Below are 22,114 nucleotides of genomic sequence, written 5' to 3'. Positions count from 1 at the left end.
TCGGCCGCGTCGGCTCGATCGCCCGTCGCCGGTCGATGCTCGCTGTCGGGGGTGCGGCGTACGGTGGGGCCGTGCCAGAGAATCCAGCGCCTGACGTCCACCCGTCCGACGACCCGACCGACGTGAACGGCGCCGTGGTGCGGCGCCGTGTGCTGGTCACGGGCGCGACGGGCTACATCGGCGGTCGGCTCACGCCGCGACTCGTCGAGGCCGGGGCGGACGTCCGCGTCCTCGTCCGCTCGCCCGAGAAGCTCGTCGACGTCCCCTGGGCACGACATGTCGAGATCCTTCAGGGCGACCTCACCGACCCCGACTCGGTCGCGCCCGCGATGGCGGGCGTCGACGTCGTCTACTACCTCGCGCACGCCATGGGCGGCAAGGGCGACTTCGGGCAGGCCGAGTCCCAGGCCGCTCACACGGTCGCCGACGCGGCGGCGGCGGCCGGGGTGAGGCGCATCGTCTACCTCGGCGGTCTGCACCCCGACGGCGAGCTGTCGAAGCACCTCCAGTCACGAAAAGACGTCGGTGACATCCTGCTCGCGAGCGGCGTGCCGACCGTCGCCCTCCAGGCCGGCGTCGTGATCGGCTCGGGTTCGGCCTCGTTCGAGATGATCCGCCACCTCACCGACGTGCTCCCGTACATGCCCGCGCCCAAGTGGGTCCGCAACCGCATCCAGCCGATCGCGGTGCGTGACGTGCTGCATTACCTGCTCGGCGCGGCCGACGTGCCGTCCGACGTCAACCGGACCTTCGACATCGGCGGGCCCGACGTCCTGCGCTACGGCCAGATGATGAACGGCTACGCGCTCGAAGCGGGGCTGAAGCAGCGCCCCATCGCGTCGCTGCCTGTCTTCACGCCGTGGCTCGCCTCGCAGTGGGTCAACCTCGTCACCCCGGTGCCGCGTGCGCTGGCCGTGCCGATCATCGCATCGCTGCAATACGACTGCGTCGTCCACGAGCGCGACATCGACCGCTACATCGCCCCGCCGTCGGCCGGTCTGCTGCGCTACCGGGTGGCCGTCCGTCTGGCCCTGCAGCGCGAGAAGGACGGCGACGTCGAGACGAGCTGGCAAGACAGCAGCGTCTCGGGGGCCCCGAGCGACCTGCTGCCGAGCGACCCCGACTGGTCGGGCCACACGGTCTACACCGACGATCGCGAGACCGAGACGTCGGCGCCGCCGGCCGAGCTGTGGCGCGTCGTCGAGAGCATCGGGGGCGAGAACGGCTGGTACTCGTTCCCGCTGGCGTGGGCCGCGCGGGGCTGGATGGACCGCCTCGTGGGCGGGGTGGGCCTCCGGCGAGGCCGTCGCAGCCAGACGACCCTCCGCGTCGGCGACGCGCTCGACTGGTGGCGGGTCGAGAAGCTCGAGCACGGCACGCTGCTGCGCCTGCGCGCCGAGATGAAGGTCCCCGGAGGCGCGTGGCTCGACATGACCGTCACTCCCGTCGACGGGGGCGGTTCGCATTACCGCCAGCGTGCGGTGTTCTTCCCGCAGGGGCTGGGCGGGCGCCTGTACTGGTTCGCCATCCTGCCGTTCCACGGGGTGATCTTCTCCGGCATGCTCAAGCGCATCACCGCCACGGCCGAGAGGGACGCCGCCGAGCGGTCTGTGGCTCCGGCCGGGGCGTCGACCTCGGCGACCGCTGCGTCGTCCGTCCCGGCGTCGGCTCAGGGGCCGGCCGACGCGACCGGCGTCGCGTGAGTGCGCCGCGCCTCCTTGTCGCTTCCCAGCGGTTGCTGACAGCATGGGCCGACAGTGCTTTGTACAGAGAGGTCGGACATGTCGAACGATGAGAAAGTGGTGTTCGTCGGAGACGACGTCACCCGGGCCGGAGACTGGGGCACCTGGTTCCCGGGCGACGACGTCGTGAACCTCGGTGTCGACGGCGACACCACGGCCACACTGGCCGAGAGGGTCGATCAGATCGTCGCCGCGCAACCCGATTCGGTGGTCCTCCTCATCGGCACGAACGACTTCACCGCCCGGCGGTCCGTCGAGCAGGTCGTGCGCGGGGTCGAGAGTCTGCTCGTGACGCTCCGGCGGGAGCTGCCGGGCAGTCGACTGCTGCTGCAGTCGATCCTGCCTCGTGGGGCCGAGCTCGCGCCGCGCATCCGCGACGCCAACCGGCACCTCCGTCAGTTCTCGTCCACGGTGCGGGCGCAGTACCTCGATCTCTGGCCGGCTCTCGCCGACGACGCGGGCGAGGCGATCAGGCCCGAATTCACGACCGAGAACGGACGGCTGAGCCCCGAGGGGTACGAGGCCTGGCTCGACGAGCTGCGACCGGGTCTCGAGCGTCTGCGCGACGAACCGCCGATGAGCCGGCCGCTCAGCGTGCTCAACATCCCGTACGACATCGACTGAGTTCCGGCACCGGGGCGCCCGATAAGCTCGATCGGTACGCCCGCAGGCCGTCTGCGGTCCATCGAGAGGTCTTCCGTGCCCACGCCCACCGCACCCGCATTCACCCGACCCGCCCTGGCCCCCGGCCTGCTGGGGGCGCTGGCGCTCGTCGTCGGGGTCGTGCTGCTCGACTCGGGGCTGTTCATCGGCTTCCGCTACGTCGTGTCCATCCTGGCGCTGATCATGCTGGTCTTCGCCGTGCGCGGCCGCACCTGGTGGGCGACGCCCCTCCTCGCGGCCGTCGCCGTGATCTGGAACCCGGTCGTGGTGATCCCGATCACCGGTCAGCCCTGGGCGGCGCTGCAGTTCGTCGCCGCGGGGGTGTTCATCGCGGTCGGCGTCGTCGTCAAGGTGCCGACCGACGAGGCCGGCGCGACCGGCCGGGCCACCAGTCGTCGCTGACGGCGGGCCCGCCCGTGGCCGTCCGCCGCGCGGATTCCGCGCGCTACCGCTAAAATCAAATGTTCCCCCAGGGTGCAGCGGCCTACCCGAGGCCCGCACGGAAGGTTGAGTCTGAATGGTCACCGAGATCACCGGTACGACGGAGAGTCCGCTCCTGACCCCTCGTCCCCGATCCGGTGGTCTCGATCGCGACGACATCGTGCTCCGCAAGGGGCAGTTCACGCTGCTGAACGGCCATCTGACGCCGCAGCAGTCGATGATCGAGGACCTGCTGTACCTCCGTCGGGTCCTCGACGAGGCCGACGTGCCGTACCTCCTCGTGCGGGGCAACGACATCCGTCCGGTCATCGCGATCGACATCGTGCACCGTGAGGCCTTCGTCACCGCGATGGTCGAGGCGTCCGCGACCGAGCCGTTCTACGCGAAGGCCGGCAAATCGCGGGCGGTGCTGGTCGTCGAGGGTGGTCTCGACGTCGAGTCCGAACGCATCTTCAAGATCTACCGGCCCAGGGTCGAGCCCATCGGCCGCCTGCGCTACGGTGCGGGCACGGCCGTGCAGGTCGAGTTCTGGATCGTCACGGACGACGAGATCCTGGCCCCGACCGAGAACGCGCTGATGCGCACCGCTCTTCCGCGCGACGAGGCGGTCGAAGGCACCGTCGAGCGCTTCGGGCTCGAGTGGCCCACCCTGGCGCACATGTTCGACGACCACGCGACCGACATCACGTTCGAGATCGACCTGATCTTCTCCTGGGTCGACGGGAACTCCGTCGAGTACCAGCGAGCCCGTGCAGCGCAGGCCAAGCGGCACGTCGTGGGCGAGGGCGACGACGCCCCGGCCCGGTTCCGCCAGATCGACGAGCTGAAGTACGCGCTCCGCTCGGTCTACATGTTCGCCCCCTGGGTGCGGACCATCTACATCGCCACCGACTCGCCCGTCCCCGAGTGGCTCGGCGACCACCCGAGGGTGCGCGTGGTCCGCAGCGAGGAGTTCTTCTCCGACCTGTCGCACCTGCCGACTCACAACTCGCAGGCCGTCGAATCGCAGCTGCATCACATCGAGGGTCTCAGCGAGCACTTCCTGTACTCGAACGACGACATGTTCTTCGGTCGTCCGGTCGCGCCGTCGATGTTCTTCTCACCGGGGTCGGTGACGAAGTTCATCGAGGCCGACACCCGCATCGGCCTCGGTCTGAACAACCCCGACCGCAGCGGCTTCGAGAACGCCGCCCGGGTCAACCGTCGTCTGCTCCAGCAGCGCTTCGGACGCGTCACCACCCGGCACCTCGAGCACACGGCAGCACCCCTCCGACGCAGTGTGATGTACGAGCTCGAGCACGAGTTCGCGGACGAGTTCGCCGCGACGGCCGCGAGTCCCTTCCGCGCGAAGGAGAACATCTCCGTCACCAACTCGCTGTACCACTACTACTCGCTGATGACCGGGCGGGCGATCGTCCAAGAGAACGCGCGCGTCAGCTACATCGACACGACGATGGTCTCGGGACTCGCCTCGTTGTCCGACCTCCTCAAGAAGCGGTCCGACGACTTCTTCTGCCTCAACGACGGCAGTTTCCCCGAGGTCAGCGACGAAGAGCGCACCGCGACGGTGACGGACTTCCTCGAGCGGTACTACCCGTTCGCCGCCCCGTGGGAGCAGGCCGAGATGGATCGCGTCGCGCGCGAGAGCGCCGAACAGGATCGTCGTTCACTGCGCGCAGGCGGGGCGCAGGGCAGCCTCGAGGGCTGAACGATCCTGGGGGCCGGCAGGGTCTGCTGGGGTCTCCCGCGCCTCCTCGGCTCCCTCGGGGGTCTCGAGTCGCTCGGGCGCCCTGCGCGTCTCGAGTGGCTCGGGTCAGGCGGGTGTCGTGCCGAAGCGAGCGGCCACCTCGTCGGACAGCGCGGCCTCGATGCGCCGGGTCATCTCGGTGCTCATCGGAGGAAGCGCCGTCGTCGAGAACCAGCGCGCTTCGGTGTTCTCGCCGTCGGCCGGGTGGGGTTCGCCCGCACGGTGGCTCATGACGAACGTGTGGTCGATGTACTGGGCTCGGTCGCCGTTGCCGTAGACGATCTCGTCGGTCACGCCGATGGCGGCCAGTCGTTCGGGCACGGCCACGACACCGGCCTCTTCGAGGGTCTCTCGGACGGCCGCGTCGGCGGGGTGCTCACCCGGATCGATGATGCCCGTGACCGGCGTCCAGGCCCCCGTGTCGGCCCGACGGACGAGCAGGATGTCGTCGCCGCGGACGACGACCGCCGTCACCCCCGAGAGCCACAGCCGTTCCGTGCCGATCTTCTCTCGGAGGGACAGGACGAAATCAGGCGTCGACATGGGAGAACCCTACCGAGGGCGGCCTCTAGGCTGACCGCATGAGGCTGCCCTGGACACTGCGCGGAAGCGATGTGCGGACCATCGGCGACATGGCGGGGGAGTCCGTGCTGCTCGCCGGAGGAGGGCGGGCGATCCTGCTGCAACTGGCCGACCCGGCCGTCGGGCATGGCGTGGCCGACCACAGCGACTTCGTCGACCGGCCCCTGTCGAGGCTGCACGGCACCATGACCTACCTGTACGCCGTCGTCTTCGGCACGCCCGCGGAGCGCGCGCACGTGCGCCGCGAGGTCGGACGGGCGCATCGCCCCGTCCACGCCGACGGCAGCCAGGGGGTGCGCTACGACGCGTTCGACCCGGCGTCGCAGCTCTGGGTGGCGGCGACCCTCTACGACTCGGCGATGACGATCTTCGAGCAGGTGCACGGGCCCCTGGCCCCCGAGGTCGCCGACTCGGTCTACCAGGAGTACGCCGTCGTGGGGACGGCATTGCAGATGCCCCGCGAGCTCTGGCCCGCCGACCGCGAGGCCTTCGCCCGGTACTGGGCGGAGGCGGTCGACGCACTGGTCGTCGACGACGTCACTCGCGACGTGGCCCGCCAGCTGCTGCACCCCGTCAACGTGCCCTGGTGGCTCCGCGTGATCATGCCGGTGGCGCGGTGCGTCACGCTGGGGTCGCTGCCCGAATCCGTCCGGCTCCGCTTCGGCCTGCCCTGGAGCGCCCGGTCCGCCCGTCGGTACGCGCGGGTGATGGGCGTCGCGTCGGCCGTCGTGCCGCATCTGCCGCCGCGACTGCGCCATGTGCTCAGAGACGGGTACCTGCGGCGGATGCGCACCGCGATGGCGTCCGCGCCGCCCCGGGGCTGAGGCCCGAGACACCCGGGGGCCCGCGTCGGGGTCGCGCTGCTGTGCCGCCCGCTGTCGGCAACTCCTGACCCCTGCACCGTTCGGCTGGTGAAAACCGCCGTTCAGGGGCTCGGTCTGGCTCGGCGCGCAAGGATGAGGAGTTGCCGACACAGGCCGCGACCCGCCGCTTGCGGAGATCTCGTGCCCGTTTCAGCACGTGTGTGGCCGCGCGCCGTCGGTGACTCCTCACGCGTGCAGCCGTTCGCGACCCGACCCGCGCATCCTCGGGGCGGGCGACTCGCGCCGACGCACAGGTGAGGAGTTGCCGACGCGCACCGGCGCTGATGGCATTCTCGACCAGCACGGAGCAGGACGGGCCAGCACCCGCATGGACCGCGGAGGCGCCGAGCGGAGGCGCCGCAGTCGCCCCCGCCGCCGTTACAGGGTGTCGATGGGGCCGGTGAGGGCGTAGTCCTGTCGAGCAGGAGCGGCGAGCGGCAGCTGCACGGGCGCGGTGTCCGTCGCCCGGTGGCGCGGTGCCGCCGGGGCGATGCGCACCCCGGCGAGTGCCAGGCGCTCGGCCACGACGTCGGCCGGGACGCGTTCGCCGACGGTCTCGTAGGTGCCGATCGGCACGACCGAGTGCACGACCGAGCCCTCGTACACGTGCACCAGGTTGAACGACTGGGCGCCGTCGCGTCCGCGGGTGCCGCCGCCCGCGGCGTTGAGATCCTGCGTGTAGCAGGTCGCCGAGGCCACCGAGACGGGGATCCCCGCGAAGACCGTGTTGGTCGAGTAGTGCAGGTGCCCCGCGATGATCGACCGCACGTCGCTGCCTTCGACGACCTCGGCCAACGACGCCTGGTCACGCAGTTCGACGAGGGCGGTGAGGTCTTGCACGCTCGGCACGGGCGGGTGGTGCATGGCGATGATGGTGCCGTCGGGGGCGTCGGTGCTGAGCTCCTCCGCCAGCCAGTCGAGCTGTTCGCCCGACAGCTCGCCGTAGTGGTGCCCGGGGACGGTCGTGTCGAGGGTGATGATCCGCAGACCGTGGACGTCGTAGACGAGGTCGACCGGTCGCTGCGACGGCAGCTGACCGAAGAGCTGCTCCCGGAAGGCCCCGCGCTCGTCGTGGTTGCCCATGGCCCAGATGACCTGGGCGCCGAGACGGTCGGCCATCGGCTGGACGAGCTCGCGCAGCTTCCGGTAGGCGTCCGGCTCGCCCTTGTCGGCCAGATCGCCCGTGAAGACGATCGCCTCGGGGCTGTTGCCGGACGCTTCGATCTCGGCGACGATCTGCCGGAGCCGGGCCTCGCTGTCGACGGCCCCGTAGAGATCCCCGTCACCGCCGACGAGGTGCGTGTCGCTGAGGTGCAGGATGAAGTGGTTCGGCCTGGGGTGTTCGGCCGTCCGGAGATCCATTGGTTCTCTCTTCGATGTCGCCGACGGGGGCTCGGGACGAGACCCTTGTTGTTGATTCGACACCCAGTCCATCACTGGATTGCTCCGAATGTCATGAACGCAGGTGCGCGTTTCGATGAACTGTCGGCTAACTCGTCGTATTCCCGTCGGCCGGCGACGCACGAACGGCACCTCACGACCCGAGGAGGCGCGGGTCGTGAGGTGCCGTCGGTGCCGGGACCTGCAGGTCAGGGCTTCAGGACCACCTTGATGCAGCCGTCGTCCTTCTGCTTGAACAGCTCGTACATGGCGGGGGCCTCGGCGAGCGGCACGGGGTGGGTGACGAGGTCCATGGTGCCGAGCGGGTCGGCGGGGTCCTCGACGAGGGGCAGCAGGGTGTCCATCCACCGCTGCACGTTGCACTGGCCCATCTTGATGGTGATCTGCTTGTCGAACAGCGTGAGGAACGGCGTCGGGTCGGCGGTGCCACCGTACACGCCGCTGAGCGACACGGTGCCGCCGCGGCGGACGATCTCGAAGGCCAGGTGCATGGCCCCGAGGGCGTCGAGGCCGGCCTTCTGCAGGACCGCCTGGCCGACCTTGTCGGGGAGGACGGCGGCGAACTTCTGCACGGCGCTCACTCCGCCGTGGTCGTGGGCCTCCATGCCGACGGCGTCGAGGACGGAGTCGGGTCCGCGGCCGTCGGTCATCCCGGACACGACGTCGGCGATGTCCTTCGTGAGGTCGAGCACCTCGACGCCGTGGCGCTCGGCCATGGCGCGACGCTCGGGGACGGGGTCGATGCCGATCACGCGGTAGCCGCGGTGCACGCCGATGCGGGATGCGAACTGCCCGACCGGTCCGAGCCCGAGTACGACGAGCGTGCCGCCCTCGGGGACCTGCGCGTAGTCGACGCCCTGCCACGCGGTGGGGAGGATGTCGCTGAGGAACAGGTACCGCTCGTCGGGCAGGTCGTGCCCGACCGTGACGAGGTTGGCGTCGGCGAGGGGGACTCGCAGCTGCTCGGCCTGCCCGCCAGGCACCTGGCCGTAGAGCTTGCTGAAGCCGTAGAGGGTAGCGCCCGAGCCGTACTCGGTGACCTGGGTCGTCTCGCACTGCGAGAAGAGCCCGCGGTCGCACATGAAGCAGTCGCCGCAGGCGATGACGAACGGGACGACGACGCGGTCGCCGACCTTGACGCGTCCGACCGCGGATCCGACCTGGGTGACGACGCCCATGGTCTCGTGTCCGAGGACGTCGCCCTTGTCGAGGTACGAGTCGAAGACGTCGTAGAGGTGCAGGTCGCTGCCGCAGATGGCGGCGGACGTCACCTTGATGACGGCGTCGGTGGGGTCGATGATGCGGGGGTCGGGGACGTCCTCGACCGAGACTTTGGTGACCGACTGGTAGGTGAGTGCTCTCATCCCTCCCGTGTACGCGCCGCGGCGCAGAGTGACCTGGCAGAGGGGTACAGGGTCGTCCTCCATCGTGCCGGGACGCGGAACGGGGCGACCGGACCGAAGTCCGATCGCCCCGAGGCGCGTGCTGCCGAGACCTACGCGGTGACGGCGGCGACGATGTTGACGACCTTGCGGCCGCCCTTGTTGCCGAACTCGACGGAGCCGGGTGCGAGGGCGAAGAGGGTGTCGTCGCCGCCGCGGCCGACGTTGGCGCCGGGGTGGAAGTGGGTGCCGCGCTGGCGGACGATGATCTCGCCGGCGAGGACGACCTGGCCGCCGAAGCGCTTCACGCCGAGGCGCTGGGCGTTCGAGTCGCGGCCGTTACGGGTGGACGATGCGCCCTTTTTGTGTGCCATGTGCTGTCAGCTCCTGATCTTCTACAGTGCTACTTGGTCGTGATCGAGGTGATCTTGACGCGGGTGAGGTCGGCACGGAAGCCCATGCGACGCTTGTACCCGGTCTTGTTCTTGTAGTTCTGGATGACGATCTTCGGGCCGCGGAGGTCGTTCAGGACCTCGCCCTCGACCGTCACCTTGCCCAGGTCGTCGCCCGAGAGGATCGTGTCGCCGTCGACGTGCAGGACGGGGACGAACGAGACGGTGTCTGCGGTGGAGGCCTTGAGGCGGTCGACGGTCAGAATCGTTCCGACCTCGACCTTCTCCTGACGGCCACCGGCGCGCACGATTGCGAAAGCCATGGGAACTCCAAAGTGAGGGGGGTGTGACGCCCGGACTGCCGAGCGACGTCGTGGTGCCACGAGGGCAACTTGGATAGTCTTTCACAAATGTCACGACCGATCAAACTTCGCCGGCCGCCTCAGTTCACCGCCGAGATCGTCGACGACGCCCGAGAGCGCCTCGTCGACCTGCTGGAGGACCTGCGACGCATCACGACCGAGCACGCCGACGACATCGAGGTGTGGGGCTCGGCCGTCACCACGGCCGGCTGGGAGATCGCGAGTCTGGGCCAGTGGCTGGGGCTGGAGGGCGAGGCAGTGCTTCTGCTGGGCGGCGCCTCGTACCCCGAGATCGCCGAGCACCAGGGCACCAGCCCGTCGGCCGTGTACGCCCGGGTGGGGCGATCGCTGACGCTGGCGCCCTACGCGCAGGCGTCCGGCTCCGACGGGGCGTCGAGTCGCGTGTCGGCCGAGGGCGTCGACCTCGCGAGGGCGGAGTACCTGCAGGAGGCGCACGGGAGCGGTTCGGACGCGCCCGGTCCCGAGGAGGCCGGGGCCGGTGCGGGCGACTCGCTGGCCGACCGCATCCCCGAGATGCTGCGGGCGGGCGAGCTCCGCACGACGGAGATCGCGGCGGCGCTGCCCGACTACCGGCGGAGCAGTGTGCTCTCCACTCTCAGCGTGCTGACCAGGCAGGGTCGAGTCGAACGCGTGGGCCACGGCGTCTACGCTCTGCCCCGACCGATCACCCCGTAGACGGGAGCGCCGGCGGCCGGTGGTCGCCACCCGGCCGCCGGCGCCCCCGGTGGATCAGTGAGCGGCGTCGTAGGCCTCGCGGACCGAACCCGAGACGCGGCCGCGATCGGACACCTCGTGGCCGTTCGCGCGCGCCCACTCGCGGATCGCCTGCAGCTCGGCGGGGTTCGACTTGCCGGCGGGGCCCCGGCTCGGGGTCTGCTTGCGCCCCGTCCTGCGGCCGGCGGAGAGGAACGGCGAGAGCGCGGAGGTGAGCTCGTCGACATGCGAGTCGTGCAGATCGATCTCGTATGTGGCGCCGTCGAGGGAGAAGGTCAGAGTGCGGCCCTCGCCATCGGAGATAGGCGAGCCGTCGAGATCGTCGATGAGTTGGATAAAGGTCTTCTGGGCCACGGGAATCCTTTGTTCGGCGATTAGACAAATCACAGAGGCGACTTATCGGATTCACTATGACCTATTTCCGTGATAATCGCACCTGGAGCTTTTCTCACGAATCCACTAAGCAATGACGTATTCGACGAGCCATTCTCCCAATCGGGGTAGAGGGGATATCCGCTCAGGTCCTTCCGCGAAGGTGCGGCCTCTCCGGTTCACCAGTCGTGCACCGTGCCGTCGGCCAGCCGGTTGTAGGGCAGGTAGGCCTTCTCGTACGGATACCGGCCGGCCTCGTCGACGTCGAGCTCGACTCCGATGCCGGGTCGATCGCCCGGGTGCAGCATGCCGTCGACGAAGGTGAACCCCTGGTCGAAGACCAGATCGGTGCGCGCACCGTGCTTCATGTACTCCTGGATCCCGAAATTATGGATCGAGAGACCGAGGTGCATCGCGGCGGCCATCCCGACGGGCGAGATGTCCGTCGGGCCGTGCATGCCCGACTTGATCTGGTATTGCGCCGCATATTCGAGAACTCGTTTGAGATGCGTGATGCCGCCGGTGTGGGTCACGGCGCTCCGCACGTAGTCGATCAGCTGCTCGCGGACGATCTGCTGGTAGTCCCACACGGTGTTGAAGATCTCGCCGATCGCAAGAGGCGTCGTCGTGTGCTGGCGGACGAGGCGGAAGGCCTCGGGGTTCTCGGCGGGGGTGACGTCCTCGAGCCAGAAGAGGTCGTACGGCTCGAGGCTCTTTCCGAGGGAGGCCGCCTGGATCGGCGTCATGCGGTGGTGCCCGTCGTGCAGGAGGGGGATCTCGGGGCCGAACTCGTTGCGGACCGCCTCGAAGACGGTGGGGACGTGACGCAGATACGAGCGGGTGTCCCAGTCCTCCTCGTTCGGCAGGGCCCCGCGCTGGGCGGGCTCGTGGTCGTAGCGGACCCCGGTGTTGGCGTCGAAGGTGGCGTTGGACGCGATGCCGTAGATCGACTTCAGCCCGGGCACTCCGGTCTGGACCCGGATCGCCCTGTACCCCTGCTCCTGGTGATCCCGGACACTGTCGAAGAGCTCCTCGAGGTCCTTGCCGGAGGCGTGCCCGTAGGCGAGCAGCCCTGTCCGGGAGGCGCCGCCGAGCAGCTGGTAGAGCGGCATGCCGGCGGCCTTCGCCTTGATGTCCCAGAGGGCGACGTCGACGGCGGCGATCGCCGCCATCGTCACCGGCCCCCGGCGCCAGTACGCGCTGCGGTACAGGAACTGCCAGGTGTCCTCGATGCGGGCGGGGTCCCGTCCGACGAGCAGCGGGACGACGTGCTCGGTGAGATACGCGACGACGGCGAGCTCCCGGCCGTTCAGCGTGGCGTCACCGAGCCCGGTGATCCCCTCGTCGGTCGTCAGCTTGAGTGTCACGAAGTTGCGATCGGGGCTCGTGACGATCACATCGGCGCTGTCGATTCTCATTCCGTCTCCTTCGACCGAATCCATGCTCGGACGAGGGTCCGGGCACCGACCAGCTTAGGGAGGCGGCTCCCGGAGGGGCGGGCGGCAGCCGACCCGCGCCTCCTCGGCTCGGCAGGAGGCGCGGGTCAGCGCGCGCAGTCGATGCAGAGTCGAGCGGTCGGACGGGCTTCGAGCCGGGCCTCCCCGATGCGCGCCGAGCAGCGCTCGCAGCGGCCGAAGGTCCCGGCGGCGAGACGCTCGAGAGCGGAGCGCGCGTCGTCCGCCCGGTCGAGCGCCGACCGGCGGATGGCGTCGAGCTGCGACCTCTCGTACGCGATCGTCGAGCCCTCGGGGTCGTGCTCGTCGTCCACGTTCGCCGACTCGCGGGCCTCGGCCACCGCCTCCATGTCGCTGCGGAGGCGGTCGGCGAGCGAGAGGGCGTCGTCGCGGATCCCCTCGAGACGGGCGACGGGCCCGATCACGAGGCGACGAGCGGGGGCACCTCTTCGCCGGCACGGGGCGGCGCGGGGGGAGTGCCGTCGCCGAAGGGCCGTCCGCCGAGCTGCTCACGACCGTGCGCGGTCAGCCAGCCCGATGGGTCGGGCCCGGCGGGGACGATGCCGGTCGGATTGATGTCGCTGTGCACGATGTAGTAGTGCTTCTTGATCTGGCCGAAGTCGATGGTGTCGCCGAAGCCGGGGGTCTGGAACAGATCGCGGGCGTAGGCCCAGAGCACGGGCATCTCGGTGAGCTTGTTCCGATTGCACTTGAAGTGGCCGTGGTAGACCGCGTCGAAGCGGGCGAGGGTCGTGAAGAGGCGGATGTCGGCCTCGGTGATCGTGTCGCCGACCAGGAACCGCTGATCGGCCAGGCGCTCGGAGAGCCAGTCGAGACGGGCGAACAGCGTGTCGTACGCCCGCTCGTAGCTCTTCTGCGACCCGGCGAAGCCCGCGCGGTAGACGCCGTTGTTGACGTCGCGGAAGATCACGGCGTTCACCTCGTCGATCTCGGCCCGCAGATGCTCGGGGTAGAGGTCGGGTGCGCCGTCGCGGTGGAACTCCGTCCACTCGGTGGCGAAGTCGAGGGTGATCTGCGGGAAGTCGTTCGTGACGACCTTGCCGCTCGGCACGTCCACGATCGCCGGCACCGTGATGCCACGCGGGTAGTCGGGCGTGCGGGCGAAGAAGGCCTCCTGCAGGCGCTCGATGCCGAGGACGGGGTCGCGCCCGTCGGGGTCCAGGTCGAAGGTCCAGCTGCGGGCGTCGTGCGTCGGGCCGGGCAGACCCAGCGAGATCGCGTCTTCGAGGCCGAGCAGGCGGCGTGAGATGACGCTGCGGTTCGCCCAGGGGCAGGCTCGGGCCGCGACGAGGCGGTAGCGACCCGACTCGACGGGCCAGCCGTCGGCGGCGTCGCGCGTGATGCGGTCCTCGATGTAGTTGGTGTCGCGGGTGTACTCCTGGCCGGGCTCGACGTAGGTGCCCTTCTCGTGCTGCTCGCTCATGCCGCCACCCTACGCACGCCCGGTCGGCAACTCCTGTCCGGTGTCGCGCCGGGCCGCGACACGCCGACGTCCGGTGCGGCCGCGCGGCAGGGAGGAGGAGTTGCCGACGCGCGGGTCAGGCGCCGACGTCGACGGCGTCGAGACCGGCGGCCGAGGAGGCGCGGGTCGCGCTCCACTCCCGCCACATCGTCTTGAGATCCCAGGCGTCGTCGGCCTCGAGCGAGATCCCCCGCTCGCCGGTGCGTCGGGTGCGGCCCTGGATCAGCATGAGCTGCGTGCCGAACAGGAGGGAGCCGGCGCGCTGCTGCGCCTCGTCGAAGAACGTCGAGTCGGAGACGCCGCTGCCGTCGTCGAGGCTGATGAACACGACGCGCCGACCGCTGCGCATCGGAGGGGTCTGGGTGGCGATGCGGATGCCGGCCACGAGGACGGTCGTGCCGTTCCAGTGGTCGCGCAGGTCGGCGGCCCGGACGACGCCGAGGTCGTCGAGCATCGGACGGTAGCTCTCGATGACGTGCTCGCTGACCTCCATGGACAGGATGTCGAGCTCGTCGCTCACCCGGTCGCGGACTCCGACGTCGGGGGTGCCGGTGGGCACGGTGTCGGAGTCGTCGACGACGAAGTCGAGCTGGTTCTCGACGTCGGCCGCCCGGGGCCGCGATGACCTGCCGGTCAGTGCGCGCACCCTGGCCAGGACATCGCCCCTCGTCCGCCCCGGGCCGGCGAGCGAGTCGAGCGCCCCGACCTGGGCGAGTCGCTCGAACAACGACCGCGACGGTGTCGCCCGCTGCCAGAAGTCGGTGATCGAGTCGTACGGGCGACCCACGACGACCCGGGCGAGCTCGGCGTCGCTGATGCCGTGCACGTCGACGAGCGACAGCCGGATGCCGAGGTCGCCGGTGCGGGTCGGCGCGATCGGGGTGGCGGGTGCGCGCAGCCGTTCGACGCGGTAGACGTCGGTCGAGGCGTTGACGTCGAGCGGCAGCACCGGGATGCCCATCCGCCGTGCCTCGGTCAGGAGCAGCCGCTTCGGGTACATGCCGGGATCGTGGGTCAGGATGCCGGCGAGGAACTCGGCAGGGTAGTGCGTCTTCAGCCACGCGCTCTGGTACGTGGGCAGGGCGAAGGCCGCACCGTGCGCCTTGCAGAAGCCGAACGATCCGAAGCCCTTCAGCACCGCCCAGATGCGGTCGACGTCGGCGTCGTCGTAGCGGCGGAGCCCGGTCTCGGGGTCGACGTTGGCCCGGGTGCGGGCGCGGAACGTCGCCTCGAGGGCGTCGTCGTCGCCCTTGCCCATGTGGCGCCGGATCTCGTCGGCCTCGGCGAGGCTCACCTGCATCGTGGCCTCGAGGATCCGCAGGACGTGCTCGTGGTAGATCACGACGCCGTAGCTGTCGTCGAGGAACCCCGCGAAGCTCGGGTGGATGTAGTCGGGATGCTGGAACCCGTGCTTCGTGTCGAGGAACGGCACGATCATGTTGCCCTTCATCGGCCCGGGGCGGAACAGGGAGATGTCGGCGATGAGGTCGGAGTAGCGATCGGGCTGCATCTTGCCGATCAGCTCGCGCTGCCCCGGGCTCTCGATCTGGAACATGCCGAGCGTGTGCGTCGTCCTGATCGCCGCGAACGTCGGCTCGTCGTCGTGCGGGATCTCGTCGAGCTCGATCCGCCCCTCTCTGTTCACGTACCGTGCGTCCACCGGCAGCGCACCGGCCACCGCGGCCCTCGAGCCGTTCACTCGCTCGATCTCGTCGAGCGCGTACGCCAGGGTGCTCTGCATGCGCACCCCCAGCACGTCGAGCTTCAGCAGACCGGCGTCGTTCATGTCGTGCTTGTCGAACTGGCTCATCGGCAGACCGATGCCGCTCGGCTGGACCGGCGTCATGCTGAGCAGACCGGAGTCGCCGAGGATCACCCCGCACGGATGCATCGAGATGTGCCGCGGCAGCCGGTCGAGTCGCTCGCTGAGATCGACCAGCAGGTCGATCTGCCCGTCGCTGCGGGCCAGCTCGGCGATCTCGCGCAGCTCGGGCTTCTCGGCCAGGGCCGTCCGCAGGTCGCGGGCGTTCGAGCGCCAGACGTTCTTGGCGACGAGGTCGATCTGCTCGTCGTCGAGACCGAGCGCCAGACCGGCGTCGCGGACGGCGCCTCGCCCCCGGTAGGTCGACTGCATCGACATGAGGGTCACCCGGTTGCTGCCGTACCGGTCGAAGATCGCCCGGTAGACCTCGTGACGCCTCGCCGACTCGACGTCGATGTCGATGTCGGGGAGCGTCTCCCGCTTGTTGCCGAGGAACCTCTCGAACAGCAGATCGTGCTCGATCGGATCGACGTTCGAGATCCGCAGCAGATAGGTGACGAGGCTGCCCGCCCCCGACCCGCGTGCGGCGTTCCGCACCCTCATGTCGCGCATCAGCTTCGACACGTCGGCCACGGTCAGGAAGTACCCGGCGAAGCCGAACCCCGTGATGATGCCGAGCTCGTAGCGCATGCGCTCGTCGACCTTCTCGCGCAGAGCGCGACCGGCGTCACCGAACCGCTCGGTGATCCCCGCCTCCGCCCGGCGGAACAGCACCTGGTCGGGATCGCCGTCGACTCCGATCGCACTCGGCTCGGGGACCTTCGGCCGACCCCAGCCGAGATCGGCGGCGGGGTCGAGTCGGCACCGGTCGGCCAGTCGCTCCGTCGCGGACAGCATCTCGTCGGCGGAGCTGCGAGGCAGCGAGGAGGCGTCGGTCACCATCCGCGCGACGGCGCGCATCGCATCGGCCGACTTCAGGAACGCCTGCGCGTTCGGCTGGGGGCGGAAGCTGCCCAGGGCGGCGAGATGGCCCGCCGAGTCGAGGACGTCGGCGGTGACCGCCTCGTCGGGGTCGAGGTAGCGGACGGCGTTGGTCAGCACGGCCGGCACTCCGACGTGGTCGGCCAGCTCGAGCATGCGGGCCGCGTGCCGGATGCTCCGGCTCTCGCCCGGCTCGGTCAGATGGCAGACGACCTCGACCACCACGCCACCCGGCAGCTCGGCCGCCCAGTCGGCCAGCGACGCCGCCGCCTCGGTGTGCCGACCCGCCTGCACCAGTCGACCCACGTCGGAGTCCGGGCCGAGCAGCACGGTCGCGGCGGGCCCCGACTCGCCCTGGACGAACGCCCGGACCCGCGACCGGCCGATGGTCGCCACGCTGTTCGCGCTGCCGCTCGCCTTCCGTGTCGCCCGGCCGTGCGCGGCGCTGATCAACCGGCAGAGCGCCGCCCACCCCGCACCCGGAGCGCCGCCGTCGATCGACCCGTGCGCCAGCACGACGATCCGATCGACCGGAGCACCCGCACCCGCAGCAGCGCCTCCGCCGGCCCGATCGTCGCGGCACCCCAGCTCCACCCCCACGATCGGGTCGACGCCCGCGGCGCGACACGCGCCGATGTGCCGGATCGCCCCGTAGAGCCCGTCGCGGTCGGTGATCGCCGCGGCGTCGGCCCGTCGCTCGGCCACGGTCTCGACGAGGGTCTTCGGGTGGGCGGTGCCGTAGTGCGCGCTGAACGACGACGCGACGCGGAGATGGGTGAAACGCATGACTGGTGCCTCGTGCTCAGACCCCCCGGCCGGGTCGGTTCGAACAGATGTTCGATCAGTGTACGTGGTCGACGACCCGGCGGCGACGCCCGCCGGCTGGCATCATCGAGCCATGACCGACCGCCGCTCGACCCTCGATCGGGACGCCCGCGCCGTCGGGCACTGGACCCGCGTGCTGCTCGCCCAGCCGCGCCTCCTGCTGGCGGTGAAGACGGCGCTCGCCGCGGGGCTCGCCTACTGGATCGCCCCGCAGATCCCCGGCACGGCGGCCGACTACCCGTACTACGCGCCGCTCGGCGCGGTCATCGCCATGTACCCGACGCTGCGGGCCTCGCTGCGACAGGGGATCCAGGTGCTGCTGGGCGTCGTCATCGGCATCGCCCTCGCCACGGCGGTCTTCGCCATGCAGGACGGCCCGCCAGGAGTCCTCGCCGTCGGCGTGCTGGTCGGCATCGGCGTCGTGCTCGCCGGCATCCGCTGGCTCGGGGCCGGTCGCGACTGGGTGCTCACCGCCGGCCTGTTCGTGCTGCTGCTCGGAGGATCGGACACCGAGTCGTACGGCATCGGCTACATCGTCCAGCTCGGCGTCGGCGTCGTCGTGGGCGTCGTCCTCAACTTCGTGATCGTGCCGCCTCTGAACACCTCGCGCGCCGAGACGCGGCTCCGACGGGTCCGGCAGGCGCTCGCCGACCGGGCCGACGAGATCGCCGGGGTCTTCGAGACGCCCTGGCCCCTCGAGGACGACGACTGGGAGGAGCGCGTCGGCGAGCTGCCCGCGACCCTGCACAGCGTGCGCTCGTCGGTGCAGTACGCCGACGAGTCGCGGCGGATGAATCCCCGGTGGCTGCTGCGTCGACGCGATCTCGGCCACGAGTACGCCGAACTGGCCGCGTTCGAGCGGGTCTCGTTCCATCTGCAGGACATCGCCGAGGTCTCCGGGGTCCTCGGCAGGCGCATCGGCCGCCAGATCGGCATGCCCGACTCGCTCGCCCCGGCCGTGGCGCACACCCTGCACGGGGTCGCCGAGGTGATCAGGCGCCACGACTCCGACGCGGACGTGTTCGTCGAGGCGCGTCGGCGCATCGCCGACCTCTGGGAGGCGATCGACGCCCACCGCGACCGCCCCACCACCGACACCAGCGGCGGGGTGTCGATCGCCGTCTCGCTCGGTCGCATCGTCGCCGCGCTCGACCCCGACGACGGCACCGCGCCCCGGCCCGCCGAGACGGACGCGGGCACGGCGGATTCCGAGACCGACACCGAGGAGGCGCACCCCGGATCCGACGGAGCCGACGGAGACGAGACCACCGGCGCCGACGACTCCGCGACCGCCGACGACGCCGCGACCGCCGACGACTCCGCGACCGCCGGCGAGTCCGCGACCGCCGGCGACACCGCGACCGCCGCGGACGCCGACGGCAGCACGGGCGACGACGCCACGACCAGGGCCACGGAGGACGACGAGGCGCCCCGCGACACCGTCCGACGCGACGCCGACTGACGGGGTGCGGCGCCCGCCGCCCAAGAGCAGTACGGTTGACCGGGCACCGACGCCGAGACGCGACCCGTGCCCTGACCGGCCGGGGCGGTCGACGGGAATGCCCGTCCGCCCTGTGCGTTGACACTCGTGGCCTGAGCACCCCACCCGCCGCCAGATCGACAAGCGACGATCCGTTCGCCGCCCTCATCCATGAAAGCCGCACAGTGACAGACACCACCACCCTCATCATCCTCGGAGCAAGCGGAGACCTCACCGAGCGTCTGCTGCTCCCCGGCCTCGCCAGCCTGCTGAAGAGCGACCGCGGAGTCGACGTGCAGCTGATCGGCACCGGCCGCAGCGAGCGCAGCGCCGACGAGTGGGACGACGTCGTCAAGACGGCGTTCAACGGCGACGCCGGCAGCGACCTCGCCAAGAAGACCCTCGCCTCGAGCCGGTACATCCAGGGCGACCCCACCACGGTCGAGCACCTGAAGGCTCTGTTCGAGGCCAGCGAGGGCACGCCCGTCATGTACTTCGCCCTCCCGCCGGCGATCAGCACGAAGGTCATCAAGTCGCTGGCCGAGATCGACCTCCCCGAGGGTCTCCGCCTCGCCCTCGAGAAGCCCTTCGGCTCCGACGAGCAGAGCGCTCGCGAGCTGAACGCCGAGCTGCTGAAGATCGTCCCCGAAGAGCGCATCCACCGCACCGACCACTTCCTCGGTCGTGCGACCGTGCTCAACATGATCGGTCTCCGCTTCGCGAACCGCCTGTTCGAGCCGGTCTGGAACAGCGAGAACATCGAGAAGGTCGAGATCTTCTACGACGAGGTGCTCGGTCTCGAAGGCCGCGCCCAGTACTACGACAAGGCCGGCGCCCTGATCGACATGATCCAGAGCCACCTCCTCCAGGTGCTCGCGGTCATCGCGATGGACGCCCCGTCGTCGATCGACTCCGTCGAGCTGCGCAGCGAGATCGCACGCGTGCTGCGTGCCACCTGGGTCAAGGGCGGCGACCCCGTCGCGTCGAGCCGTCGCGCCCAGTACTCCGCCGGCACCATCGACGGCAAGGACGTCCCCGCCTACGCCGACGAGGACGGCGTCGACGACGAGCGTCAGACCGAGACCCTGGCCGAGGTCGAGTTCGAGGTCAAGACGCGCCGTTGGGCCGGCGTGCCGTTCATCCTCCGTTCGGGCAAGGGCATGACGAAGATCCGCAAAGAGGTCCTCATCACCTTCAAGCCCGTGCCGGCGCTGCCCGAGGGGCTCAACGGCTCGTCGACCCCCGACACGCTGCGCATCGAGATCAGCCCCGAGACGATGGAGCTCGGCGTCACGACCAACGGCTCCGGCAACCCCTTCGACCTGGAGAAGTCGACCATGTCGGTGACCCTCGGCAAGCCCGAGCTCACCCCCTACGGCGAGGTGCTCAGCGGCATCTTCCACGACGACCCGACGCTCTCGATCCGCGGCGACGTGGCCGAGCGCTGCTGGGCCATCGTCGCTCCCGTGATCGACGCGTGGCAGGCCGGCCAGGTGCCCCTCGACACGTACGCGGCCGGCTCGACCGGTCCGGCGGACTGGCCCGCCTGATCCACCGACCCGTCTGATCCACGGCAGCACCCCGACGGCCGTCCCGCTCGCATCGAGCAGGGCGGCCGTCGTCCGTTCCGCCGACGGGGGAGCCTAGGAGGCGCGGGTCGCCTGCGCGCGCCCGATCGCGTCCGCCGCACGCACCAGCGCCAGGTGCGACAGCGCCTGAGGCGTGTTGCCGACGTGTCGCCCCGTCGCGACCTCGATCTCCTCCGACAGCATGCCGACGTCGTTGCAGTAGCCGACCAGGCGGTCCATCAGGGTGACGGCGTCGTCCACCCGCCCCGAGGCCGCGTACTGCTCGGCGAGCCAGAACGAGCAGGTCAGGAAGGGGTTCTCGTCGCCCGCCAGCCCGTCGACGCCGCTCTCGGTGCGGTAGCGCAGCAGCAGTCCGTCGTGCAGCAGGTCGTGCTCGATCGCGGCGACGGTGCCGAGCATGCGGGGATCGTCGGCGGCGACGAAGCCGACCTGGGCGAGCTGCAGCAGCGAGGCGTCCACCTCGGTGGTGTCGTAGTGCTGCCTGAAGGAGTTCCGGTCGGCGTTCCAGCCGTCGCGTTCGACCTCGGCCCGCACCTCGTCTCGGAGCTCGCGCCAGCGGTCGACCGGGCCGTCGAGGCCGAACTGCTCCACGCCCGCGATGGCGCGATCGAGCGCGGCCCAGATCATGACCCGGGAGTGCGTGAAGTGCTGCAGCTCGCCGCGGATCTCCCAGATGCCGCTGTCGGGCCGGGTGCGATTGTCGTCGACGTACTGCATCAGGGCCCGCTGCAACGGCCACGAGTACTCGGTCTCGTCGACGCCGAGCTGTCGGGCCTCGTGCAGGGCGATCATGACCTCGCCGAAGATGTCGCCCTGGTACTGCTTGTAGGCGGCGTTCCCGATCCGTACCGGAGCGGCGCCCCCGTAGCCCGGCAGGTGGTCGATCTCGCTCTCGTGCAGGTAGCGCTCGCCGGCGAGGCCGTACATGATCTGCACGTCGGCCGGGTCTCCGGCGATCGCCCTCAGGAGCCAGCCGCGCCAGCGATCGGCCTCCTCGACGTAGCCGTGCAGGATCAGCGCCTGCAGCGTCATCGACGCGTCGCGGAGCCAGACGTAGCGGTAGTCCCAGTTGCGCGACCCCCCGAACTGCTCGGGCAGGCTGGTCGTCGCTGCGGCGACGATGCCCCCGGTGTCTTCGTGCGTCAGCGCCCGGAGGATCAGCAGCGAACGGCGGACCTCTCGCTCGTACGCCGGGGGAGTCGTGCACCGTGCGGCCCAGGCCTGCCACCAGGTCACCGTGTCGTCGATCGCCGCGTCGACGTCGACCGCCGCGGGCGGCTGCCGGTGCGAGGGGTACCAGGTGAGGGAGAGGTCGACGACTTCGCCGGCGGCGACGTCGAACTCGGTCGCATGGGTGTGGTCGGTGGCGGTCAGGCGCGGCCCTCGGACGACGACGGCGTCGGGGCCGGCCGTCGCGACGAGTGCGGTGTCGTCGCCGTCGGCCACCTGCCGCACCCAGGGCATGGCGCTGCCGTAGCCGAAGCGGATGGCCAGGTCGACGTGCAGGGTCACGGTGCCCGAGACCCCCGTCACCCGGCGCACGACATCGGCGCGGCGGTCGCCGTAGGGCATCAGATCGGTGACCTCGACGACGCCCGTGGCGGTCTGCCACCGCGTCACGAGGACGAATGTGTCGTCGATGTAGCGACGGGTCGCGGTGGCGTCGGCGTCGGTCGGGGCGAGCAGCCACCGCCCGGCGTCGTGGTCGCCGAGCAGGGCGCCGAAGGTCGAGGCGGAGTCGAAGCGGGGCAGGCACAGCCAGTCGATGCTGCCGTCGGTGCCGACGAGGCATCCTGTGTGCAGATCACCGATCAGGGCGTAGTTCTCGATGGGCAGGGGCATGCGGCCATCCAAGCAG

General features: G+C 70.4%; 19 protein-coding genes. 8 read left to right on the top strand and 11 right to left on the bottom strand.

The annotated features are described in order from the left end of the window. Positions 1–35 precede the first annotated feature (35 nt). The 4 genes from ACZZY9_RS02620 (at position 36) to ACZZY9_RS02605 (ending at position 4,554) form a co-directional block, all read left to right on the top strand. Positions 36–1,703: an SDR family oxidoreductase gene (locus tag ACZZY9_RS02620; RefSeq protein WP_463462870.1), complete on the top strand. Its 1,668-nt coding sequence runs from the start codon at positions 36–38 to the stop codon at positions 1,701–1,703. A gap of 78 nt (positions 1,704–1,781) precedes the next feature. Then, the gene (locus ACZZY9_RS02615; RefSeq protein WP_463462869.1) at positions 1,782–2,366 is read left to right on the top strand and encodes a GDSL-type esterase/lipase family protein; all 585 of its coding nucleotides are present in this window, start codon (positions 1,782–1,784) and stop codon (positions 2,364–2,366) included. A gap of 75 nt (positions 2,367–2,441) precedes the next feature. After that, entirely contained in the window at positions 2,442–2,807 is a 366-nt protein-coding gene (locus ACZZY9_RS02610) for a DUF6804 family protein (protein WP_463462868.1), read from the top strand. 115 nt (positions 2,808–2,922) lie between these two features. Further along, positions 2,923–4,554 (top strand): stealth conserved region 3 domain-containing protein, encoded by a 1,632-nt coding sequence (locus ACZZY9_RS02605; RefSeq protein ID WP_463462867.1) that lies wholly within the window; start codon positions 2,923–2,925, stop codon positions 4,552–4,554. A gap of 105 nt (positions 4,555–4,659) precedes the next feature. On the opposite strand, the gene ACZZY9_RS02600 is transcribed toward ACZZY9_RS02605, so the two are convergent. Next, positions 4,660–5,136, bottom strand: coding sequence for an NUDIX hydrolase (locus ACZZY9_RS02600; protein WP_463462866.1), 477 nt, complete (start codon positions 5,134–5,136; stop codon positions 4,660–4,662). 38 nt (positions 5,137–5,174) lie between these two features. Here ACZZY9_RS02600 and ACZZY9_RS02595 point away from each other — a divergent pair, with 38 nt between their 5' ends. Further along, the gene (locus ACZZY9_RS02595) at positions 5,175–5,999 is read left to right on the top strand and encodes an oxygenase MpaB family protein (protein ID WP_463462865.1); all 825 of its coding nucleotides are present in this window, start codon (positions 5,175–5,177) and stop codon (positions 5,997–5,999) included. Positions 6,000–6,416: 417 nt separating this feature from the next. On the opposite strand, the gene ACZZY9_RS02590 is transcribed toward ACZZY9_RS02595, so the two are convergent. The 4 genes from ACZZY9_RS02590 to rplU all read right to left on the bottom strand — a co-directional run bounded on the left by ACZZY9_RS02590 (position 6,417) and on the right by rplU (position 9,536). Continuing rightward, a complete protein-coding gene (locus ACZZY9_RS02590) occupies positions 6,417–7,400 on the bottom strand; it encodes a phosphodiesterase (RefSeq protein ID WP_463462864.1) in 984 nt (327 codons plus the stop codon). A gap of 227 nt (positions 7,401–7,627) precedes the next feature. Then, entirely contained in the window at positions 7,628–8,803 is a 1,176-nt protein-coding gene (locus tag ACZZY9_RS02585; protein ID WP_463462863.1) for an alcohol dehydrogenase catalytic domain-containing protein, read from the bottom strand. Between the two features lie 131 nt (positions 8,804–8,934). Next, positions 8,935–9,195, bottom strand: a complete 261-nt coding sequence (rpmA, locus tag ACZZY9_RS02580; RefSeq protein WP_192058019.1) for a 50S ribosomal protein L27 — start codon at positions 9,193–9,195, stop codon at positions 8,935–8,937. A 29-nt stretch (positions 9,196–9,224) separates the two neighbouring features. After that, a complete protein-coding gene (rplU, locus tag ACZZY9_RS02575) occupies positions 9,225–9,536 on the bottom strand; it encodes a 50S ribosomal protein L21 (RefSeq protein ID WP_192058016.1) in 312 nt (103 codons plus the stop codon). A gap of 87 nt (positions 9,537–9,623) precedes the next feature. On the opposite strand from rplU, the gene ACZZY9_RS02570 reads away from it, so the two are divergent. After that, positions 9,624–10,271 (top strand): hypothetical protein, encoded by a 648-nt coding sequence (locus ACZZY9_RS02570; RefSeq protein ID WP_463462862.1) that lies wholly within the window; start codon positions 9,624–9,626, stop codon positions 10,269–10,271. Between the two features lie 54 nt (positions 10,272–10,325). Here ACZZY9_RS02570 and ACZZY9_RS02565 read toward each other — a convergent pair whose 3' ends face one another. The 5 genes from ACZZY9_RS02565 to ACZZY9_RS02545 form a co-directional block, all read right to left on the bottom strand. Further along, positions 10,326–10,664 (bottom strand): histone-like nucleoid-structuring protein Lsr2, encoded by a 339-nt coding sequence (locus tag ACZZY9_RS02565; protein WP_463462861.1) that lies wholly within the window; start codon positions 10,662–10,664, stop codon positions 10,326–10,328. 197 nt (positions 10,665–10,861) lie between these two features. Then, positions 10,862–12,100, bottom strand: a complete 1,239-nt coding sequence (gene manD / locus ACZZY9_RS02560) for a D-mannonate dehydratase ManD (protein ID WP_463462860.1) — start codon at positions 12,098–12,100, stop codon at positions 10,862–10,864. A gap of 125 nt (positions 12,101–12,225) precedes the next feature. Next, positions 12,226–12,561 carry a TraR/DksA family transcriptional regulator gene (locus tag ACZZY9_RS02555; RefSeq protein ID WP_463462859.1) on the bottom strand — a complete coding sequence of 112 codons (336 nt, stop codon included), beginning with the start codon at positions 12,559–12,561 and terminating at the stop codon, positions 12,226–12,228. Then, positions 12,558–13,580 carry a glutathione S-transferase family protein gene (locus ACZZY9_RS02550; protein ID WP_463462858.1) on the bottom strand — a complete coding sequence of 341 codons (1,023 nt, stop codon included), beginning with the start codon at positions 13,578–13,580 and terminating at the stop codon, positions 12,558–12,560. Before ACZZY9_RS02550 ends, ACZZY9_RS02555 begins: the two co-directional genes overlap by 4 nt. A 115-nt stretch (positions 13,581–13,695) precedes the next feature. After that, positions 13,696–17,148: a DNA polymerase III subunit alpha gene (locus ACZZY9_RS02545; protein ID WP_463462857.1), complete on the bottom strand. Its 3,453-nt coding sequence runs from the start codon at positions 17,146–17,148 to the stop codon at positions 13,696–13,698. Positions 17,149–17,260: 112 nt separating this feature from the next. On the opposite strand from ACZZY9_RS02545, the gene ACZZY9_RS02540 reads away from it, so the two are divergent. Both ACZZY9_RS02540 and ACZZY9_RS02535 read left to right on the top strand, forming a co-directional pair. Next, positions 17,261–18,649, top strand: coding sequence for an FUSC family protein (locus tag ACZZY9_RS02540; RefSeq protein ID WP_463462856.1), 1,389 nt, complete (start codon positions 17,261–17,263; stop codon positions 18,647–18,649). A gap of 203 nt (positions 18,650–18,852) precedes the next feature. Then, positions 18,853–20,217, top strand: coding sequence for a glucose-6-phosphate dehydrogenase (locus ACZZY9_RS02535; protein ID WP_463462855.1), 1,365 nt, complete (start codon positions 18,853–18,855; stop codon positions 20,215–20,217). Between the two features lie 93 nt (positions 20,218–20,310). Here ACZZY9_RS02535 and ACZZY9_RS02530 read toward each other — a convergent pair whose 3' ends face one another. Then, positions 20,311–22,098, bottom strand: coding sequence for a glycoside hydrolase family 15 protein (locus ACZZY9_RS02530; RefSeq protein WP_463462854.1), 1,788 nt, complete (start codon positions 22,096–22,098; stop codon positions 20,311–20,313). Positions 22,099–22,114 lie beyond the last annotated feature (16 nt).

The sequence above is a fragment of the Frigoribacterium sp. AC394 genome, assembly GCF_979258095.1.
Note: the sequence above shows the minus strand (reverse complement) of the source record. Positions and strands in the feature narration are given on the sequence as shown.

What these genes read in the sequence shown, in the direction of transcription:
- ACZZY9_RS02620 (WP_463462870.1), top strand. Translation starts at nt 36, where the DNA reads ATGCTCGCTGTCGGGGGTGCGGCGTACGGTGGGGCCGTGCCAGAGAAT.
- ACZZY9_RS02615 (WP_463462869.1), top strand. Translation starts at nt 1,782, where the DNA reads ATGTCGAACGATGAGAAAGTGGTGTTCGTCGGAGACGACGTCACCCGG.
- ACZZY9_RS02605 (WP_463462867.1), top strand. Translation starts at nt 2,923, where the DNA reads ATGGTCACCGAGATCACCGGTACGACGGAGAGTCCGCTCCTGACCCCT.
- ACZZY9_RS02600 (WP_463462866.1), bottom strand. Translation starts at nt 5,136, where the DNA reads ATGTCGACGCCTGATTTCGTCCTGTCCCTCCGAGAGAAGATCGGCACG.
- ACZZY9_RS02595 (WP_463462865.1), top strand. Translation starts at nt 5,175, where the DNA reads ATGAGGCTGCCCTGGACACTGCGCGGAAGCGATGTGCGGACCATCGGC.
- ACZZY9_RS02590 (WP_463462864.1), bottom strand. Translation starts at nt 7,400, where the DNA reads ATGGATCTCCGGACGGCCGAACACCCCAGGCCGAACCACTTCATCCTG.
- ACZZY9_RS02585 (WP_463462863.1), bottom strand. Translation starts at nt 8,803, where the DNA reads ATGAGAGCACTCACCTACCAGTCGGTCACCAAAGTCTCGGTCGAGGAC.
- rpmA (WP_192058019.1), bottom strand. Translation starts at nt 9,195, where the DNA reads ATGGCACACAAAAAGGGCGCATCGTCCACCCGTAACGGCCGCGACTCG.
- rplU (WP_192058016.1), bottom strand. Translation starts at nt 9,536, where the DNA reads ATGGCTTTCGCAATCGTGCGCGCCGGTGGCCGTCAGGAGAAGGTCGAG.
- ACZZY9_RS02570 (WP_463462862.1), top strand. Translation starts at nt 9,624, where the DNA reads ATGTCACGACCGATCAAACTTCGCCGGCCGCCTCAGTTCACCGCCGAG.
- manD (WP_463462860.1), bottom strand. Translation starts at nt 12,100, where the DNA reads ATGAGAATCGACAGCGCCGATGTGATCGTCACGAGCCCCGATCGCAAC.
- ACZZY9_RS02550 (WP_463462858.1), bottom strand. Translation starts at nt 13,580, where the DNA reads ATGAGCGAGCAGCACGAGAAGGGCACCTACGTCGAGCCCGGCCAGGAG.
- ACZZY9_RS02545 (WP_463462857.1), bottom strand. Translation starts at nt 17,148, where the DNA reads ATGCGTTTCACCCATCTCCGCGTCGCGTCGTCGTTCAGCGCGCACTAC.
- ACZZY9_RS02540 (WP_463462856.1), top strand. Translation starts at nt 17,261, where the DNA reads ATGACCGACCGCCGCTCGACCCTCGATCGGGACGCCCGCGCCGTCGGG.
- ACZZY9_RS02530 (WP_463462854.1), bottom strand. Translation starts at nt 22,098, where the DNA reads ATGCCCCTGCCCATCGAGAACTACGCCCTGATCGGTGATCTGCACACA.